The organism is Synechococcus sp. R55.4 (genome assembly GCF_047461935.1).
Taxonomy (GTDB): domain Bacteria; phylum Cyanobacteriota; class Cyanobacteriia; order Thermostichales; family Thermostichaceae; genus Thermostichus.
Window position 1 is genome coordinate 21,606 of sequence record NZ_JANSIF010000024.1, and the last position, 20,194, is coordinate 41,799.

The following is a 20,194-nucleotide window of genomic DNA, read 5'->3' on the forward strand; positions in this document are numbered from 1 at the left end:
CTAGGGAGTGGGGGGAAAAGCAACAGTTACCATATGTACTGTTTCTGTCAGCTTCTGTCAGCAGTGCGGAGCAACATAGGGTGCCGTAGGCATAGCACTTGTGCCGTTGAATTGAGGGGGATCCAGAGAACAGGCAACATTCCCATCGGCAGTGCGGAGCCCTGGGCCTGGGATGCCACGTAGGCGCAACTGCGTGATCAAGTCGGCCCGCTCCAGAAACGAATCTGGCATCTCCGGCCCGGTGATCACCATGTCCATGGAGATGGGGCGTTGGTCGATTAAGCTCAGCACTTCCGCTTCTGGGATCAGGCCCAACTTCACAGCCAAGCTCAGCTCATCCAACACCACCAAGTCATAGCGGCCACTCCTGACAGCCTCCTGGGTAAATTGCCACAGCTCATCCAATGCCACCCGCTCCTCAGGCTCTAGGTGAGGTGTATCGATGCAGCGGTGCAGGCGACAACGAACCCACTCCAAGGATCTGCCCAGGGAGAGACGATTTTCGGGCCCCTGATTGATCCCACCCTTGAGAAATTGCACGATCAGCACCCGCGTTCCCTGGCCTGCCAAGCGCATCGCCTGAGCCATGACGGGCGTAAACATGCCCCGGCTGGGGTGGGTGTAAAGCTGCAGGGATCCCTGGGGAACCAACTGGGCGGAGAGGGCTCCATCCCGCTGAAGGAAGCGGTCGCCGGCAGCAGAGCTGGCTTGAGCAGTAGGCTGTTTGACGCGGGCCACAGGAAAGGCATCCTTGGGGGAGGGCATAGGATTTGGGGAGGCAGTGCAAACCACGTTCTAATCTCACGAGCAGGCTAGTGGACACGGCCCTAGGTTATAGGGCCTACAAGTGGTGGAGAGCGTCGGCTATGGATTCCATGAAACACCACCTGTGCGTATCCGTCAACGAGTCGGTTCTGCTTCCGGCCAGCATACAAATCATCCTAAATAGAGTGATAGAAAATACAATCCTTGCCCATCCTAGCTTTTCGGCACGAGAGGCAATACCTGAAAAGAAAAGCTTTGACAGAGGATCTTAATAAAATTTCAGGCCCAGCACAAAAGCTTGTGTGCAGGGCTACCTTACTTGAGTATAGAGGTGCTCTATAAAAATTCGAGGAAAAGATAATTTCTTCCAAATAAGGTTGACTCTCACAAACGGGAATGCCAGCACCGGCAGCCTATCCACCGAGAGCAGCGAGACTTAGCCCACCCCAGAAGCCTTGCCCGACAGGAGCTCCACTCTGTCGGGAGTTGGATAGATCCACACATTGCCGAACATTCGCAGTGGAAAGAATTGCGACCACAACTCCAAATACTTAATTTCCAGACTCGAAATTAACAAAATGCAAATTCGTCAATTATCTTCGTCAAAAAATGATTTATTGACAATATTTTTGAGAATCGCATCCGATTCAGCGAGAAACACAAGGGATTGTGTACATTTTAGATTCTGAGGCCGTTTTCTTCGAGAGATTGACTCTTTAATTATTTTTCTTACCGATCTCGGAGCCGATATTTCCATTTAATTTAACCTCTATTTCTACTCTGAGAAATGAGCATTGGGCATTCAGTTTGGATCCCATTTAAGATTGACCTGCACAAGCTCCGGAGCTTTGGGTGCCGAGATTGCCGGGATCCAGAGCCGAGTCCTTTCCTTCTTGAGAAGTCTTCTCCTAGCAAGGTAGATCCAATCCTGGAGAATACCTGATCCCTCATCCAAGCAGCCGGGAAGTCCAGGGATCCCACCCTCGATCCCTGGATCAAAAAGACACTTCCTGCCAGTACGAAAGGCTGCCTTTGTTCTCTGCTACCGACTTGGACTTGGGAAAAATCCCAAGCCATTGTGAACTCGGGGTGTGCGCCGCCGGGAGGGACTGGGATCCGTCTCACTGTTGGGTGGGCTGGCTTCTGGGTGTCGGTGTTCCAAATTGACGGCTTCTCCCCCCAGCACCAAGGTGGAAGCATTGCCCCCATCCAAGTTCAGGGCATGGCGACAGCCCAATTGCTGCATCAACTGTGCCATCTCCAGCAGGGTGAGCCCTTGATTTTCCTGGGCATTGCCGGCGGTCACCAGCAGCAAATGTCCGCTGTCCAGTTGGCCAATGGCACTGCGGGCGGCTCGCTGCCTGCGAAAGAGGGGTTGAAATGCCTCCAATCGGGCATCCAAAACCACCTGTCCATCCAAGAGCAAGAGCGGCCCTGCCCCTAGGATGTGGGGATAAGCTTCCAGCTCGGGCGGATCCAAGCGCAGATGAAGGCTGAGGCGATCCCCGGGAACCAGCTTGCGGGCTTCTAGGGCACCTTCTAGCCCCCGCCCTGCCAATACATACCCCTCGCTGGGAATCCGTACCGTCAAACTGCCGGCCAGGCCCGCCACCAGAATTTCTTGCACCTGATCCTGCCGCACCATCACGAGCATTTCGTCGTCCGTTTGGGTGGTGTAGGTGGATCCCCAGTCGGGGGTGAACTGGGAGATGCCAGGCAGGATATAGCCTGTATTGATGCCCACCACCGGGATCCGGTCCCCAATGGCATTGCGCAGCTCTGCTTGCATCCGCAAACGGGCAAAGCGCACGGATCCCCCTTCTTGCCCTGCCGTCCCATCCGACCAGGCGATGACCCCACGACCCAAAATGGGGCTGGAGATCCAACGGCCATCCCGACGAATTGCCCCCAGCGGCTGACGGGTGTTGCGGTTGAAAAACCCACCGTTAATGGCGGCCACTGCCCCCTGTTCGGGGCCAAAGGAAGACAGCTCCCCCAGACCCACCAGCCCCGCAGGTGCAGCCCAGATAGGCCGCAGTTGGCCCGCTGCGAGAGAAATGACCACGATAGAAACGGGGATCCGATTGTCCTCAATCCAGACTTCCTTCTGGTACAAAGGGATCCCTTGCACCACCCGCACCGGCTGCACACCGAGGGTCACCTGAGCTTGAGCAGCCACGCTGGGCAAAAAGAGAGCAGCAGTGCAGGCTAACCCCCAGCCCATGACCCAGGCGCTCAGCTTGGTTTTGGACATGTCTTCACGTCTTTAGGGCTTCACCATTGTCATTGGGAGATGATTATCCCCCTGCGGCAAAGGTTCCCATCACAATGAGCGACAACAGGATCCCGGGAAAGAGCAGCGTCACCAAGATCAGCAGTTCGGATAGGGTCATTGGGGAATGCTACCTACTTAAGGATTGAGCCAACACAGCAGCCCTAATTTTCACCCTAGCGATCCTATGGAAGTGGCCCAGGATCCCTTTGGGATCCCTTAACACTCGATCACCGGTTTTTGCGGCTGCCCGTGCATGCCATCTCTCGCTCTGCCGACAGTATCCTGGCAAGGGGAAAGCCTTATCCAACGGTTCCTATGGGCATCCAAGGCAAACGCATTGCCGTCGAACCCGGCCATCTTCGCCCCTGGCTCAAAGAGGCTGTTTTGGCAGGGGGTGGCGAAATTGTGCCCCTGGCAGAAGCAGAAGCCTTGGTCTGGGCCGATGCCTTTGATGTGCCCGGCCTGAAGTGCTGTCTGGCGGAAGGGAAAGGGATCCGCTGGGTGCAGCTGCCCTGGGCGGGGGTAGAGCCTTTTGTCCGGGCAGGGGTTTTGCATCCTGCCTATGTGTGGACTTGTGGCAAGGGAGTCTATGCTCAACCGGTGGCGGAACATGCCTTGGCCCTGACCTTGGCCGGCTTGCGCGACTTGAAGATCCGCGCCTTGGCCCAAACGTGGCAGGAAGGCTCCGGTACCAGCCTCTGGGGCAGCCGCGTGGTCATTTTTGGGGCCGGGGGCATCGCCCAAGAGTTGATCAAGCTGTTGCAGCCTTTTCAATGCTCCATCGACGTGGTGCGTCGCAAGGCGGATCCCTTGCCGGGGGCCACACGGGTGGTGACGCTCGCGGAACGGCAAACGGTGTTGGCAGAGGCAGACGTGGTGATCTTGGCCTTGGCTCTCACGCCGGAAACTGAGGGGATCATCGCCCAAGCTGAGTTGGAGCAGATGGGATCCCAGTGCTGGCTGGTGAATGTGGCGCGAGGCAAGCACATCGTGACCTCCGACTTGGTGGCCGCCCTGCAGCAGGGGGTCATTCGCGGGGCCGCCTTGGATGTCACGGATCCCGAACCCCTACCGGATGGGCATCCCCTCTGGAGCTTGCCCAACTGCCTGATTACCCCCCACACTGCTCTTACCGATGCCATGATTGTCCCAGCCCTCTCTAAGCGGGTGCGAGAAAATGTGCGGCGCTTCCGGGCCGGGGATCCCTTGCTGGGGGTGGTGGATCTGGCTTTGGGGTACTGAGGCCCCCAGTCCCTCCCTTTTGAGGAGCCTGGGATCAGAACATTTGACGCCAAACCCTACTGCGGAGCCATCTCCTGCACGCGGGCAGCAATGGCCTCTGCCATCTCCTGAGTGCCGACGGGATCCCCTGTGGCCAGGTCATAGGTGACCTGCTTGCCCTCGGCGATCACCGCCTGCACCGCCGCCTCCACCCTTGCGGCAGCCTCCCGCTCTCCTAGGTAGCGCAGCATCATCGCCCCGGAGAGGATCAGAGCGCAGGGGTTGACTTTGTTTTGGCCGGCATATTTGGGAGCAGAGCCGTGAATGGCCTCAAAAACCGCAATGCCGTCGCCGATGTTGGCCCCCGGCGCCACCCCCAGCCCGCCGATCATCCCCGCGCACAAGTCGGAAATGATGTCCCCATAGAGGTTGGTGAGCACCAGCACATCGTAGAGCTGCGGCTTTTGCATCAGTTGCATGCACATGTTGTCCACGATGCGATCTTCAAACTCGATGTCGGGATACTCCTGGGCCACCTCCCGCGCCACCTGCAGAAACAAGCCATCGGTGAATTTCATGATGTTGGCTTTGTGCACTGCCGTCACCTTCTTGCGGCCATTCTGGCGGGCGTACTCAAAGGCAAATTTGACAATGCGGCGGCTGCCGAAGTCCGAAATGGGCTTGATGCCGATGGCGGATCCCTCGCGGATGGGTTTGCCGGAAAGGCGCATCATTTCCTCCCGCGCCTGGATGGCTTCCGGCGTGCCCCGTTCAAACTCGATCCCGGCATAGAGATCTTCGGTATTTTCCCGCACCACCACTAGGTCGATGTCTTGAAAAGGGCTTTTGACACCGAGCATAGATTTGGCCGGGCGCAGGTTGGCGAAAAGATCCAGCTCCTTGCGAATGGCCACGTTGACCGAACGAAAGCCAGTACCTACGGGAGTGCCAATCGGCCCTTTGATCGCCACTTTGGTTTCCCGAATGGACTCCAACACCTGGGGTGGCAAGGGGGTGCCGTATTTTTCAATCACCTCCACCCCTGCCTCTACCGGGATCCATTCCAACCCAACCCCGGTAGCCTCCAAGACCGTGGTCATCGCCTTGGCCACTTCCGGGCCAATGCCATCCCCAGGGATCAAAGTCACACGATAGGCCACAGATGCTTCTCCTCGCAGTGTCAACGACAGCGCAAAAACTCCGCCTTGCCAGCGTGAGAGGATCCCCTACAAACGGGTCAGACAACCGGGGATCCGTTGAGCTTAAACGACTATAGAACAGGTTGAGACCGAAAATGCTGCGTCTGCTACCTCAGAAAAGGGGGGGCTAGCCGCAAGATCGGGGACTCGGCGGCAGAGGGACTCGCAGCTCTACAACTGTGCCACTGCCAAAGCGGCGATTACGCCAAGCAATGCTTGCCCCGATCAACTCGGCTCGGTAGCGCATGTTGAGCAACCCGTGGCCATGGCCGGGCGGCTGGGCGGGATCCGCCCCGCTCTTGGACTCCGGCATACCACAGCCATCGTCGATGATCTTCAGCTCCAAGTGGGTGTAGGGAGCCTGAGGGTTGGTAGAGGAACCCGCGTCCTGTTGCGCCTTGGGCTGAATGATGAGATCGATGCGCCGTGCCCCTGCGTGTTTGACGATGTTGTTCAGAGCCTCCTGCACGATGCGGAAAATGTTGCTCTGGCAGGTGGGGCTGAGACGGGAGAGCAGGCCATCGGCTTGGTTGTCGAAACGGGTGAGGAGAGGATGGGGGGAACGTTGGGCGGCCCGTTCCAGGAGACTGCGCAGAGCCGGGCCAAGGTTAAAGGCCCGCATGGCCGTCGGCTGCAAATCTTCCACGATCCCGCGCAATTCGGCCATGGTCTCTCGCAGTTGGGCGCTCATGGCCCGCAACTGAGCCTGTCCGGCTGGGCCAATGGTCGGATCGCCGGATAGCTCTTGGATCTGGCGAGACAAAGCTCCCAGATCTGCCAAGGTTTGGTCGTGCAAATCGGCGGCCAACCGACGACTTTCCGCCTCTCGCCCCTCGGTTAGGCCCCGCAAAGCTGCTGCCGTCGCCTCCTGACGGCGAACCTGCTCGTAGAAAGAGGCCCGCTGCAAGGCTACTGCCGCAATGTCCGCCAGCGCGTTCACCAAGTCCGTATCTCTGGGGGAAAATCCGGCGGCTTCTGAGGCGATATCGGCGGTTTTGCTTCCCCGAACTGCCGGCTCAAACGGCGGCATGAAGGCGCAAAGCACCCCGGCCACCTGGCGAGCATCGGTGACTATCGGCACACCCAACAGGGAGCGGATGCCCTTTTGCAGCAGATGGCGGCGGGCGTGGGCAGACAATGGGAAGGTGTTGACATCTGGAATCAGCAGCGTGTTCAGGTGGCTGTAGCAATTGACCCAGAGGAGCTGGCTTAGCTCAGGGGGCAGCGTCTGTCCCCTTTGGGAAGGGATCCCCGGCTGACGGCAATACTCTTGGATGATGGCCAGAGGTTCTGCAGGAGCGCCGGCCAAGGGTTGCTGAGCCAAAGGACTCCGTCCCGCCTCTGGTGGGGCTGTTGCTCTGCCTACGGCAGGGGAAGGGGAACCGCAAGGCTGTCGCGACGAGGCTGCGAACGGCTCATGGCCACTGCAGGGCGCCACAAAACTGCACCGCTCAACCTGCAAAGCCTCTGCCATGCCCTCGAGGGCAATCTGCACCACCTCCTGGGGATTGTAGGTGCCGCTGAGGCGCTGGGCAATCTGGCGCAAAAGGCTTTCCCGCTGGGCAGAGCTACGGGTTTGCTCGTAAAGCCGCGCTTGCTTGAGGGCGATCCCCGCCTGCTCGGCCACGGCTTCTGCCAACTCCAGATCCTCCGGCTGCCAAGGACGAGGGGTCAGGGAATCGCTGCCAGGGTAGCGGATTAGGGCAATGCCCCCCAACAGTTCTTGGGGCCTGTCCGGATGCTCAGAAGCAAATAGGGGCACCAACAACAGCCCACTCCCCTGGCTCTGAGGCTTTAGATCGGCCCAGGACTGAGCCGTCTGCGGCTCCGGCACCACCACAGGCCCCCTCAAGGTGGCGAGCAAACTGGCCCCCAAGCGCAACTTGGCTCGAATCGTCTCCGGCAAGTCCGGCGGGATCCCAGGCTCAACCCAGGGGCAATCTGGGGATCCCACCAACGGCCCCCTTGTCGGCAACAGAGTGTCCAGCAACGACTCCGTCCCGCCCACGCGAACGGTGGGGGAAAGCTGCGGCGCATAAAGGCCAACAGGGTGTAGCAGCTCCTGCTCCGGCTGCCAGAGGGCCAAGATACACACATCTGCCTGAAAAGCCGCCCCGATCTGCTGGGTGATCGCATGGAAGAGGGTGGTGGGCTCCAGGCTGGAGCGAATCGCCGCCGTGATCGAGTGCAACAGAGCCAGCCGTTCCGTCTGCTGATGGGCATGCTCGAACAGGCTGGAACGGGTGAGGGCAATGGCCAGTTGAGAGGCCACCGAGCGCAACAGCTCGATCTCCTCCGGCTGCCAAAGGTGGGGTGTGGTGACGTACACTCCCAACAACCCAATCATCTCCCCTGGCTCTGCAGCCAAACCGGGCCGTCCCCCATCCTTCCCGCCAACCTCCGAAAGCCCTACTCCTGCCGAGCCCACCGACTGCACCGGGATCAGCACCGCCGAGCAAGCCTGCAGCGCCTGGAGAGCGGCCAACCCCTCTGGGGTCAGGAGATCTCGATCCGGCAGCAGAGGCAAGGCTATTTGCACCACCTGCCCCGTCCGCAGGCGCTCGCACAGCGAGCCAAAGTCCTGGATCCGGTACACCTCTCCTAGGGAGGGGGTTAGCCCAGGGCTCAGGGCCTCATGGCTGACCCGAACCGTCTGCTGATCCGGGCTGAGACTGTAAAAACAGCAGCGGCTCAGCCCCTTCACCCCTTTCGAGAGAAAGGCCTGCTGCAGCTCCTTCAGGGCAGTGCTGACGATTTGATCCCACTGCAAAAAGCGGTGAACAGTGCTGGTGATGCGGTTGAGCAGCGCCTCCCGCACCGCCTGCCGTCGGCTGCGCTCCAGCAGCTTGGCATTGATGATGGCGCTGGCGATATAGGAACAGAGGAACTTCACCACTTCCAGAAAGCTGGCTTCCAGAGGTGTCCGGCTCAGCAGAGCCAAAGCCCCCAGCCGCTCCTCCCCTCGGTTAATCGGGTAGGCAACAAAGCCCCGCAAGCCATTGGCCTTCACCCACTCCGGGGCGGGCATCCAGGCTTCTTGGGCGGGATTGTTGCTCAAAAGCGGCAGCCCCTCCTGGGCCACCCGTCCTAAAGGGCTGTCGTCAGGATAGATCCGCTGAATTTGGTCGTGAGCAGGGCTGAGCAGGCCGGCATGGGCCACCGACTGAAAACATCCTTCCTGCGGGTCGAAAATCCAAAGGCGAGCTGAGGCCGCGCCCAGGCGATTTACCATCTGCTGTACCAAGGTCTGGGCCAGCTTGAGCACACACTGCTCCAGCTCCCCCATCTCTACAGAGTCCGAAGAGGATGGGGAAGATAACTGAGAAGAGAGCAGCACCAGTTCTTGGACAATTTGGTTTGCAGCCTGTAGCTGGCGTGACAGCATGGGATCCCGATTGCGGCAGCGGTGCGGAGCACTTTCAACAGAGGCAACCGAAGGCATGACAGCAAGAGATGGGCTTCCATCAACAAGAAACCAACTTCTGCACAGCCTCTAACCGCCCCAAAGCCCAGCCCCGCCGCTGGAGAAGGGCAAAAGATTCCAGCAAATCCGGCCCCTGCAGATCCCCTGTCAGGGCGGCCCGCAAACTCTTCATCAGCAGGCCCTTTTTCATGTTCTGGCCCTTGGCCACCTGATCCACCAGCGGTTTTAAGCTGTCCGCCGAAACCTGGGGCAGCTCGGCAGCAGCCAACGTGGTGGCCATTGCAGCCATAGCCTCTGCCACCCCAGGCAGGCGCAACTGTTCCAGAGCTGGCAACGTGTAGCTGAGGGGCTCCTGAAACAAAAAGCGGCTGAGCGGAGGAGCCTCTGCCAGGCGGTCGATACCATCGGCAATCAGGCGGGCCACATCTTCCAACCAGGTGGGATCCGGCACCTCGGAAAGGTCAAACCCTGCCGCCTGCCAAAAGGGGGTGAGCCGTTCTACCAGTTCTGGCGGAGAAAGCCGCTTGATGTACTGGCTGTTGATCCAGTTGAGCTTGTCCCAGTCAAAGCGGGCAGCCGCACGGTTAACCCGGTCAAAGTCGAACAGCGCAGCCGCCTTTTCCAAAGAGAAAAGCTCTTCCCCATCCGGGGGCGACCAACTGAGCAAAGCCAAATAGTTCTTGAGAGCTTCCGGCAAAAAGCCCAGTTGCTGGAACTCTGCTACCGAAGTTGCCCCATCCCGTTTGGAGAGCTTTTTCCCCTCCGGGTTCAGGATTAAAGGAGAATGCGCGAACTGGGGAGGTTCGTAGCCAAGAGCGCGGTAGAGCAAAATCTGCTTGGGGGTATTGCCGATGTGATCTTCGCCGCGAATCACATGGGTGATGCCCATGTCAATATCATCCACCACCACCGCCAAGTTGTAGAGAGGGTAGCCATCCGCTCGGGCAATGACCATATCCCCCCCCAAGTCCTGGGTGTTCCAGGTAATGGGGCCGCGAATGAGATCCACCCAAGACACTTCCAGGGGCTCCTCGATTTTGAAGCGGATCACCGGCTGCCGACCCTCGGCTTCGTAGGCCCGTCGCTGGGCTTCGGTGAGAAAGCGGTGGCGGTTGTCGTAGCGGGGGGCTTTGCCGGCGGCCTTCTGGGCAGCGCGCATCTCCTCCAGCTCCGCCTCGCTGACGTAGCAGCGGTAGGCCAACCCTCGATCCAGAAGCTGCTGTACCACCGCTTGATAGCGCTCGATGCGCTTGGATTGGTAGACCGGCCCTTCGTCCCAGTCTAGGCCCAACCAGGCCAGGCCCGCCAAAATGTTGCGGGTGTAGCGGGGCAAAGAGCGGTCGCGGTCGGTGTCCTCGATGCGCAAAATGAACCGGCCACCGTGGCGACGGGCATACAGCCAGTTGAACACTGCCGTTCGGGCGGTGCCGATGTGCAGATTTCCGGTTGGGCTGGGGGCAATGCGAACACAAACACTCACAGGTCTAAGGATCCCAAGCAGAGTATCCCGATCCTAGTCGGCGGCGAGATCCTTTGTCATGTTGGCGTTCTATTGGGTTGCAGGCGGTTGCCAATCGAGGCATTTCGAGTAGAATCCGCCTTAGCTGCCGGTCAAAAGGTAGGCTTCATGGGGATCCAAGTCAATGAGCAACGTTCAAACCCCGCTTTTTTCCGGTGTTGAGGAAAAGCTGTAGCGCAGGAGGAATCACAGCACATGCGTCTGACTTCGGCCATTCTTCTGGGTTGTCTATCCGCCGGGATCCCGATTGGATCCGCCTTGGCCCAAATTGCCTATCCTTCCTATCCGGTGGGAGATGCCCTGGATAGGATCCTGTTGGATACAGGCAGGAATGTGGATCCGGTCATTTTCCCTGAGGAGGTGGTGCGCTCCCAGGCCCGGCAGACCACCGCCTTCTTCACCACGCTGCTGAACCAACGCACCAACATCCCACCCCTGCGCTCGCTAGATTTGCCCAGTCCCTATCAGGCTTCGGTTCGTACCCAGGCCGGGTACTACCGCGTGACCCAGACAGAGCCCGTTTTGGATTTTGAAATCTTGCGCTAGGCAGGGCAGGTATTCGGGGCCTACTCCAGCACCGGTCTGCTGCTGTCAGAATCCTCCTCCTGTGGGGCGGGGAGTATGTCAAAATTCGGCAAGAACCCTTGAGTGGCCGCAATGATCCCACCGGATGGATCCTCCCTTTCCTCTGTCCCTGCTTGGCATAGCCTCACCCTTGCCGCCGCCATCCAGAAGTTGCAGACCGATCCCGATCGCGGCCTCACCACTCAGCAGGTAATCCAGAGGCAGCGGGAGTATGGCCCCAATGAGCTGATCACCTCCTCTGGCCGTAGCTCCTGGCAAGTCCTGCTGGATCAATTCCGCAACGTCATGCTGCTGATGCTGATCGCTGTAGCCGCGATCTCGGCCACTTTGGACTTGCAAGAAGGCGAGTTTCCCAAAGATGCCCTGGCCATTTTGTTGATCGTCGGCCTCAACGGCAGCCTGGGCTATTTGCAAGAAAGTCGGGCGGAAAAAGCGCTGGCAGCCCTGAAAAAACTGGCTTCCCCTACCGTGCGGGTGGAGCGGGATGGCCTGTGGCAAGAAGTTCCGGCCAGCCAACTGGTGCCGGGGGATCGCGTGTTGCTGGAGGCGGGGGTGCAGATCCCAGGCGATGGGCGCTTGGCCGAGGCCGTGAACTTGCAGGTGCGAGAGGCAGCTTTGACCGGAGAAGCCACCCCTGTAACCAAACAGGCAGACTGCGTCCTCCCGCCGGATATCGAGCTGGGGGAACGGCGCAACATGGCCTTCATGGGCACCGAAGTGATTCAGGGGCGAGGGATCCTCTTGGTTACTGCCACCGGCATGAACACGGAGCTGGGCAAGGTGGCGAAGCTGCTGCAAACGGTGGAAAACGAGCCCACTCCCCTGCAGCGGCGCATGAGCCAACTGGGCAATGTGCTGGTGTCGGGATCCCTGGCTTTGGTGGCCCTGGTGGTGGGGATAGGGCTGCTGCAAGCCGGGAGCATGGCCCCCTTTACCTCGCTTTTGGAAACTTCCTTGAGCATGGCCGTGGCCGTGGTACCAGAGGGGCTGCCTGCGGTGATCACTGTCACCCTGGCCATAGGCACCCAACGCATGGTGCGCCGCCACGCCCTGATCCGCCGCCTGCCGGCAGTAGAGACCCTGGGATCCGTGACCACCATCTGCTCCGACAAAACCGGCACCCTCACGGAAAACAAAATGGTGGTAACCGACATCATTACCCCCGACCGCCATTACCACGTCAGCGGCACCGGTTACATTCCCAAGGGATCCTTCTACTGCGGCGGCCAGCCCATAGATCCCGGGAGCGCCCCGGATCTGCAGGCCATCTTGCGGGCCGTGGTGTTCTGCAACGATGCCCTGTTGCAGGCCAGCCTCCAACCCGTTGCCGGTCGCAACCCTCGGTCTGCAGTTTCTTCCCCCCCTTCAACGCCCACCTGGTCCATCCTGGGGGATCCCACCGAGGCCGCCCTGCTGGTGGCAGCCGCCAAGGCCAACCTCCACAAAGGCTCTTTACAGGAGCGCTACCCACGGGTGCAGGAGCTCCCCTTCAGCTCGGAACGCAAGCGCATGAGCGTGGTGATCCAGGAAAACGGCGGCTACTGCGTCTACACCAAGGGATCCCCAGAGCTGGTGCTGGAGCGGTGTGATCGCATCCAGAAAGGGGGAACTTGGCAGGAGCTGTCGGAAACCGATCGCCAAGCCATCCTCGGCACCAACAACCGCCTGGCCGCCCAAGGTATCCGGGTTCTGGGGGTAGCCACCCAGAGGCTAGAGCGGATCCCGGACAACGGGGAAGAAGTGGAGCACAACCTGGTTTGGCTGGGCCTGATGGGGATGCACGATGCTCCGCGACCAGAGGCACGAGAGGCCGTGGCCCGCTGCCGAGAAGCCGGGATCCGCACGTTGATGATTACCGGCGACCACCAACTGACAGCTGTTGCCATTGCCCGCCAGCTGGGCATTCTCGAGTCGGAGGATCAGGCGATTGACGGGCGTACCCTCTCCCGCTTGAGTTTCGAGGAGCTGCTGCAAACGGTACAAACCGTCAGGGTCTATGCCCGCGTCGCCCCCGAACACAAGCTGCGCATTGTCCAGGCCTTGCAAAAGCAAAACGAGTTCGTGGCCATGACTGGGGATGGGGTCAACGACGCCCCTGCCCTGCGCCAAGCGGATATTGGCATCGCCATGGGCATCACGGGCACCGATGTGAGCAAAGAGGCCAGCGATATGGTGCTGCTGGACGACAACTTCGCCACCATCGTGGCCGCCATTGAAGAAGGGCGAGTGGTCTACAGCAACATCCGCCGCTTTGTGAAGTACATTTTGGGCAGCAACATCGGCGAAGTGCTGACGGTGGCTGCCGCCCCCATCCTGGGCTTGGGGGATGTGCCGCTGACACCCCTACAGATCTTGTGGATGAACTTGGTGACCGATGGCCTGCCCGCTCTGGCCTTGGCTTTGGAGCCGGCGGAGCCAGGGGTGATGCAGCGCCCCCCCTTCAACCCCAAAGAGAGCATCTTCGCCCAGGGGCTGGGAGCCTACATGGTGCGCATCGGCGTGGTTTTTGCCATCTCCACAATCCTCATGATGGCCATTGTGGAAGCCTACATCCCCCACTGGCGCACGATGGTCTTCACCACCCTGTGTATCGCCCAGATGGGCCATGCGCTGGCCGTGCGCTCCAACGAGAAGCTCACCATCGAGACCAACCCTTTTTCCAACCCCTACCTGCTGGGCGCGGTCCTGACCACTCTGCTCTTGCAATTGGCTCTGCTCTATGTGCCTTTCTTGCGCAGCTTCTTTGGCACAGAGGAGCTAACCCGCACTGAACTTTTGATCTGCTTGGGCTTTAGCACCGTGGTTATGGTCTGGGTGGAGTTGGAAAAACTCTATTGCCGCTGGCGCAAGGGATCCCGCTGAATCTTCACAATTATTTTTCACAATAAAGCATCTTCACAATAAAGAGTCTCTCTCCCTACTGCACCCAGAAACAAAGCTTTGAGCCAAGACTCATTTCCCCAAAAAGCCACTCTTGAGGAATCCTGCCCATTGCATAGAGGCCATTTCCGCAAGTTGGCTGAGCTTCCTCTTTTGACCTGCAGGATAAGCTGGAAAAACTTGCTGGAATACCTTGCTCTGGGTTTTATGCACGGGGGGCTGTGGGCAGCAGGGAAAACGGTGGGCCTGGTGGATCCCTCTGGCCTTGCCTTTTGGCTGCTGGGATCCCTCTTCTTGGCTCTCCTGCTGCTTGGCGTCAGCCTGGGGGAAAGTCAGCCGCTTTCTGTCTTCAGAGGGATCCTGGGATCCCTTTCTCGAAGATTTCCCTTCCAACCTCCTAGAGGCACCCCCAGCCCAGAGGCTCGTTTTCGGGCAGCCTTGGAAGCCAGCTTGGATGCTATTTACCTGCTGGAGGCGGTGCGGGATCCCGTTACCCGCGAGATCATCGACTTTGTCTTTGTGGATGTCAACGCCAAGGGGGAAGAGCTCATTTCCCTCCAGCGCCGGCAGATCATCGGCCAGCGGCTGTGCGAGCTGCTGCCCATCAACCGCTGGGGGGGCTTTTTTGAGAAATACAAGCGAGTGGTGGAAACCGGCATTCCTCTGGAAGAGGAGTTCCCCATTTCGGGGCAGCCGGGCTTGAAGGCCAGCTGGATCCATCACCAAGTGGTGCCGGTGGGAGACGGGATCCTCATCACCAGCCGCGACATCAGCGAGCGGGTCAAGATGGAGCGGGCTCTACAGGAAAGCGAGTCTCGCTACCGCGCCCTCTACGAGGCCATTCCCGACTTGATTTTTGAGCTCAGCGCCGAGGGAGTCATTCTTCATTGCAAGCCTTCCCCTTACGTTCCCACCCGACATCCGCCTGAGTTTTACGTGGGTTGCCGCGCCCAAGACGTGTTTACTGGCTCGCTAAAAGAGCAGTATCCATCTCTGGCGGAGGGGGCCTTGGTCAGCCAGACGCCGCAGTACCTAGAGTACGAAGTTGAGATTGAGCCGGGGATCCGCTGCTATCGGAGAGCCTGCGTTGTCGCTCACGGGAGAGACAAAGTTTACATCCTGGTGCGAGATATCACCGAGCGGAAACAGGCGGAGTTGGCCCTTAGAGAAATGGAAGCCACCCAGCGGGCCATTCTCCAAGCCATCCCCGACCTCATCCTTCGCCTGAATAGCCAGGGCATCTGCCTGAGCTTTATTTCCGGAGGCGATATCCATCTCTACACTCCAGCCGAGCAGCACTTGGGCCGATCCCCCCGGGAAATTCTGCCGCTGGAGCTGGCAGAGCAGCGGCTTTTCTATGTTCAGCAAGCTCTGGCCACCCAAACCCAACAGCGCTACGAGTACAGCATTGAAGTTCAAGGGGAGGTACGCTACGAAGAGGCCCGCATTGTCCCTCTCAACAGCCAGGAAGTCCTGGCAATCGTGCGGGATATTACAGAAGCCAAGCAGGCGGAGCTGGCCCTGAAGGCTGCTGGACAGCTGCAGCGAGCCATTCTAGAAGCCATTCCCGACTTGATCTTTCGCCTGGACAGCCAGGGCATCTGCTTGAGCTTTGTCTCGGGGGGCGAGGTTCTTCCCTATGGCTCGCCGGACACCTACGTGGGCCGATCCCTGCAGGAGCTTTTGCCACCGGAGTTGGCCGAGCGGCGGCTTTTCTTTATTCGGCAGGCCCTGAGCACCCAGACGCGGCAGCGCTACGACCAAAGCATCGAGATTGAAGGGGAGACCCGCCACGAAGAGGTGCGCATTGTGCCCCTCAACGCCCAAGAGGTGGTGGTGATCGTCCGCGATGTAACCGACAGGGTGCGATCCCAGCAGGCCGTCCAGGAAAGCGAGCAGAAGTTCCGGGCTCTGTTTGAGAATGCCGCTGTGGCCATCCTCATCCGTCATGCAGAGACGAGCGAGATCCTGGAGGCCAACTCCCAAGCCATTGCCGCCTACGGGTTTTCCAGCCTGGAGGAGCTGCGAGCCTTCGACACTTCCGAGCAGTCTCCCTATCGCCGGGCTTTGCAGGGGAGGGAGTTTGCTTTGCAGCCCCACTTGGAGCAGGCCCGCCAGCAGGGATCCGCCCGCTTTGAGTGGCAATGGCAGCGGCAGGATGGCCGAGTTGTCTGGGAAGACGTGTTTGTGCAGCCCCTTGTCTTGCGCGGGATCCCGTGTTGGGTGTTTACCGCGGTGGACATCACTGCCCGCAAGTCGGCAGAAGCGGAGCTGGAGCAGTTTTTCTCGGTGGCTCTGGATTTGCTTTGCATTGCCGATGCCCAAGGGTACTTTCGCCGTCTCAACCGCGCCTGGGAGACCACCCTGGGCTATTCCCTGCAGGAGCTCCAGAGCCGACCGTTTTTGGAGTGGGTTCATCCGGACGACCTCCCCGCCACGCAGGCGGCCATGCAGCAGCTTATCGAAGAGAAACGGCTGGATCACTTTGTCAACCGCTACCGCACCCAGGACGGCAGCTATCGTTTCATCGAGTGGCGAGCCTCTTTGGCCGGATCCCTGTTCTACGCCGCCGGACGGGATATCACCGTAGCCAAGCTGGCAGAAGAGCAGATGAAAGCAGCCAAGGAAGCTGCCGAAGCCGCCAGCCGGGCCAAGAGCGAGTTCCTGGCCACCATCAGCCACGAGATCCGCACCCCCATCAACGCCATTTTGGGGATGACCAGTCTACTCCTGGACACCTCCTTGGATCCGCAGCAGCAGGATTGGGTACAGACCATCCGCTATGGAGGCGAGGTGCTGCTGAACCTAATCAACGACATCCTCGATTTCTCCAAGATCGAGTCCCAAAAACTGGAACTGGAGGAAATACCCTTTTCCTTGCTGCAGTTGGTGGAAGAGCTGCTGGATTTGATGGCCGCCCAAGCCCAGAGCAAGGATCTGGAACTGGTGGCCTGGGTGGATCCCAACCTGCCGCCAACCTTGATAGGGGATCCCAACCGGCTGCGCCAAATCCTGGCCAATCTGCTCAGCAACGCCATCAAGTTCACCCCCCAGGGAGAGGTAGTGGTGACGGTCGAGGCAGGGGAGAGGGATCCTGAAAAGCAATGGGTCAACGTTCAGGTGCGGGATACAGGCATTGGCATTCCCCCCGAAAAATTGGATCGCCTCTTCAAGCCCTTCAGCCAGGTGGATAGCTCCATCAGCCGCCAGTTTGGGGGCACCGGCCTGGGCTTGGCCATCAGCCAGCGTCTCTGCCAGCTCATGGGGGGAGCAATCGGGGTGGAAAGTCAGCCGGGCCAGGGATCCACTTTTCGCTTTCGCATTCCCCTGAAGAGGCCAGACCAGGAGCTGTTGCCAACCGCCGCACCGGATCCGTGCTTGGCCGGCAAGCGGGTTTTGCTGGTGGAAGACAACGCCAGTCAACGGCAGTTGCTATCCCGACTGCTGAGCGCTTGGGGCATGGAGGTAACCTGTTGCGCCTTGGCGGCAGAAGCCCAGGCTGCAGCTAGAACCCATTCTTTTGACCTAGCCCTTCTGGATGCCACCCTGCCAGACCGGGATGGCTTGACCCTGGCGGCTGACCTGCAGACAGCGCAACCCCGCCTGTTGCCCATAGTGCTGACGGGGCGCAACTTCATCTCCACAGCAGACCCTCTCCCCACTTTGGCCAAGCCGGTCAAAGCCTCCCAACTGCGGAAGCTGCTGCTGGGGCTTGTGGGAGAAAAAGCTCCTTCCTCCTTATCTTCCTCTCCCGCCGCTCCTCCCTCCATTTGGGACGCGACCCTGGCCAGCCGCTACCCGCTTCAGATCCTGGTGGCAGAGGATAACCCGGTTAACCAGAAGGTGATTCGCCTCATGCTGGAGCGATTGGGCTACCGGCCCGACATAGTCGGCAACGGTCTGGAAGCCGTCCAAGCTCTGCGCCTGCGACCCTACGATCTGGTGTTGATGGATATGCAAATGCCGGAGCTGGATGGTCTTGCGGCCACCCGTCGCATCCGCGCTGAACTGCCTCCTGAGCGCCAGCCTCGCATTGTTGTCCTCACGGCCAATGTGTTTTCGGAAGGCCGTGCTGCTGCCCAAGCTGCTGGGGTAGATGGCTATCTAACCAAACCCTTGGAGCCAGCCGCCCTAGTCCGGGTTCTTCAGGGATCCCTTCCCCTTCCCAAGCCGGCCAGCCAAGAAGAGGATCCGCCCCTCGACCCCGTTATCCTCGCCCAGATGCGGGCAGTCTTCAGCTCTCCAGAAGCCTGGCAGGAGATGATCCAAACCTACCGGCAGGACAGCGAAGCTCTATTGGGATCCCTGCGGCAGGCCCTAGAGCAGCGGGATCCCCAAGCCATTGCTCGGTTGGCCCACCGCCTCAAAGGCGGCAGCAGCACCCTGGGCGCCAAACGTCTGGCCGAGCTGTGTCAGCAGTTGGAAAAGCTGGTTCATGCCGAGCCAGCCAGTTCTGTAAAATGGGATACTATAGAGCAAGCCGTGCAGCAGCTGGAGGTGGCATATCGGCAAGTTATCCTCAGTCTCTGAGTGCAGAGCTTTTCTCCCTCTCCTCTTGATGCCTATGCTGAGGCCCAATCCCCACCCTTCGGCCAGCTCGCCGGCGGTTCCTGAGGCCCAGGCAGGATCCCCCTCGCCTGAAAAGAAACCGTTGTTGTTGATCGCGGACGATGAGCCCAGCCAGCGACTCTTGGTTCGCTACGCCCTTGAGCGAGAAGGCTACCAAGTCCTGGAAGCCAGCAGCGGCGAGGCTTGCTTGCAGCTAGCCGCTCAACACCCAGTGGATATGGTCTTGCTGGATGCGGTCATGCCGGATGTGGATGGGTTTGAGTGCTGTCGCCGCCTCCATGCTCAAAACTCGGATCTGCCCATCCTCATCGTCACGGCGCTGGAAGATGAGTCCTGCGTGGATGAAGCCTTTGCTGCCGGGGCCAACGATTACATTTCCAAACCCATTCGCTGGTCGGTTTTGAAGCGGCGCATCCGCCACCTGATCCAGGCCAGCCAAGCCCAACGCCACCTGCGGGAACTTAACCAAGCCCTAGAAGCCAAAGTGCAGGAACGTACCGCCCAGCTGGCCTGCCAGGTACAGGACTTGCAGCAGCTCAACCGCCTTAAGGATAGCTTTCTGGCCAGCGTTTCCCACGAGCTGCGCACCCCCCTCACCAAGATCAAGCTGGCCCTGGAGCTATTGGGCCGCTCCCCTCTAGACGAGAAGCAGCGCCAATACCACCGCATCGCTTTGGAAGAATGTCAAGCTGAAATCGAGCTGATCAACAAGTTGCTGGATCTGCAGGGCCTGGAAGCCAAGGAGTTGGGCTCTGCGGCTGCCGCCATCGATCTCCACAGCCTTTGCACAAGCCTGCTCGACGGGGTGCGAGAACGGGCTCAAGCCCGGCAACTGAAGCTGGAGATGGCAGAGCTGACCTCATTCCCGGCAGTGCTCTACAGCTACCCGCAGCGGCTAACCCTGATCCTGAAGGAACTGCTGGAAAATGCCTGTAAGTTTACCCAGCCGGGCGGAACCCTCCGCTTGGAGGTGCAAGCCTTTCCCGGTGGGGTTGAGTTAAGAGTCGGCAACACCGCCCAAATCGAGCCTGACCACCTGCCCCACCTTTTCGAACGCTTTTACCGTGTGCCTTCTGAGGATCCCTGGGCGCAACCGGGCAGCGGCCTTGGACTGGCCTTGGTGAAGCATTGGGTGGAGTATCTGCAGGGCCAAATCCGGGTCACCAGCCAGAAGGGATGGACTTGGTTTGTCCTTTGGCTGCCCAGCCTAGAGCCCTCCAACCGTTGACGCCCAAAGGCGGGTGGGAGGCAGCGATTGAGACTTTAGTGACCAACGACAGCAGCAGTCTCAGCAGTGGCAAAGGAGGTGCCACACCCACAACTGGCGACTGCGTTGGGGTTCTTGAAGCGGAAACCGCCCCCCAGCAGATCCTCGGAAAAATCGACGGTGGTGCCGCTGATCAAGGTCATGCTCAAGGGATCCACTGCCACCTGGATATCCCCAAAGTCGAAGGTATGATCGTCAGGGTTGGCCTGAGACTCGAAGTTCATCACATAAGAGAGGCCAGAGCAGCCGCTCGGCTTGACCCCCAGACGCAGGATGGGCTGGGATCCCTCTTTTTCGTACTTGCTGCGCAGGCGCTTCAACTCTTGGATGGCGCTATCGGTCAGGGTGATCATGACGAGAAGGCTCAAGGGTACGTTCTACTCCCCATCCTATCAAGGGTTTTTTCTCGGCCAGCGAGAGCATGACTCTAGTCAATAATAAGCTCAACTATACTGAAAATAATGTATAATATGTTCAGTACGGATTACTA

Annotated in this window: 11 protein-coding genes; 5 read left to right on the forward strand and 6 right to left on the reverse strand. The window is 59.5% G+C overall.

Annotated elements, in window-relative coordinates; all coding sequences use genetic code 11:
- Positions 1–57: 57 nt before the first annotated feature.
- Together NW842_RS07265 and NW842_RS07270 are read right to left on the reverse strand one after the other, a co-directional pair.
- Positions 58–765: a cob(I)yrinic acid a,c-diamide adenosyltransferase gene (locus NW842_RS07265; protein WP_414356112.1), complete on the reverse strand. Its 708-nt coding sequence runs from the start codon at positions 763–765 to the stop codon at positions 58–60.
- Between the two features lie 1,042 nt (positions 766–1,807).
- The gene (locus NW842_RS07270) at positions 1,808–3,019 is read right to left on the reverse strand and encodes a phosphodiester glycosidase family protein (protein ID WP_414417769.1); all 1,212 of its coding nucleotides are present in this window, start codon (positions 3,017–3,019) and stop codon (positions 1,808–1,810) included.
- Between the two features lie 336 nt (positions 3,020–3,355).
- On the opposite strand from NW842_RS07270, the gene NW842_RS07275 reads away from it, so the two are divergent.
- Positions 3,356–4,282, forward strand: coding sequence for a D-isomer specific 2-hydroxyacid dehydrogenase family protein (locus tag NW842_RS07275; RefSeq protein ID WP_414417770.1), 927 nt, complete (start codon positions 3,356–3,358; stop codon positions 4,280–4,282).
- Positions 4,283–4,338: 56 nt separating this feature from the next.
- Here NW842_RS07275 and NW842_RS07280 read toward each other — a convergent pair whose 3' ends face one another.
- The 3 genes from NW842_RS07280 to gltX form a co-directional block, all read right to left on the reverse strand.
- On the reverse strand, positions 4,339–5,421 hold the full coding sequence (locus tag NW842_RS07280) for an isocitrate/isopropylmalate dehydrogenase family protein (protein WP_414417771.1): 1,083 nt from the start codon (positions 5,419–5,421) through the stop codon (positions 4,339–4,341).
- Positions 5,422–5,587: 166 nt separating this feature from the next.
- Positions 5,588–8,902, reverse strand: coding sequence for a GAF domain-containing sensor histidine kinase (locus tag NW842_RS07285; RefSeq protein ID WP_414417772.1), 3,315 nt, complete (start codon positions 8,900–8,902; stop codon positions 5,588–5,590).
- 22 nt (positions 8,903–8,924) lie between these two features.
- Entirely contained in the window at positions 8,925–10,364 is a 1,440-nt protein-coding gene (gene gltX, locus NW842_RS07290; protein WP_414356106.1) for a glutamate--tRNA ligase, read from the reverse strand.
- 234 nt (positions 10,365–10,598) lie between these two features.
- Here gltX and NW842_RS07295 point away from each other — a divergent pair, with 234 nt between their 5' ends.
- The 4 genes from NW842_RS07295 to NW842_RS07310 all read left to right on the forward strand — a co-directional run bounded on the left by NW842_RS07295 (position 10,599) and on the right by NW842_RS07310 (position 19,665).
- Positions 10,599–10,949, forward strand: coding sequence for a hypothetical protein (locus tag NW842_RS07295; RefSeq protein WP_414356105.1), 351 nt, complete (start codon positions 10,599–10,601; stop codon positions 10,947–10,949).
- Between the two features lie 111 nt (positions 10,950–11,060).
- The gene (locus NW842_RS07300) at positions 11,061–13,850 is read left to right on the forward strand and encodes a cation-translocating P-type ATPase (protein WP_414417775.1); all 2,790 of its coding nucleotides are present in this window, start codon (positions 11,061–11,063) and stop codon (positions 13,848–13,850) included.
- A gap of 198 nt (positions 13,851–14,048) precedes the next feature.
- A complete protein-coding gene (locus tag NW842_RS07305; protein ID WP_414417773.1) occupies positions 14,049–18,398 on the forward strand; it encodes a PAS domain S-box protein in 4,350 nt (1,449 codons plus the stop codon).
- Positions 18,399–18,432: 34 nt separating this feature from the next.
- Positions 18,433–19,665 carry a response regulator gene (locus NW842_RS07310; protein WP_414417774.1) on the forward strand — a complete coding sequence of 411 codons (1,233 nt, stop codon included), beginning with the start codon at positions 18,433–18,435 and terminating at the stop codon, positions 19,663–19,665.
- A gap of 35 nt (positions 19,666–19,700) precedes the next feature.
- Here NW842_RS07310 and NW842_RS07315 read toward each other — a convergent pair whose 3' ends face one another.
- Positions 19,701–20,072, reverse strand: coding sequence for a HesB/IscA family protein (locus NW842_RS07315; RefSeq protein ID WP_414341999.1), 372 nt, complete (start codon positions 20,070–20,072; stop codon positions 19,701–19,703).
- Between the last annotated feature and the right edge of the window lie 122 nt (positions 20,073–20,194).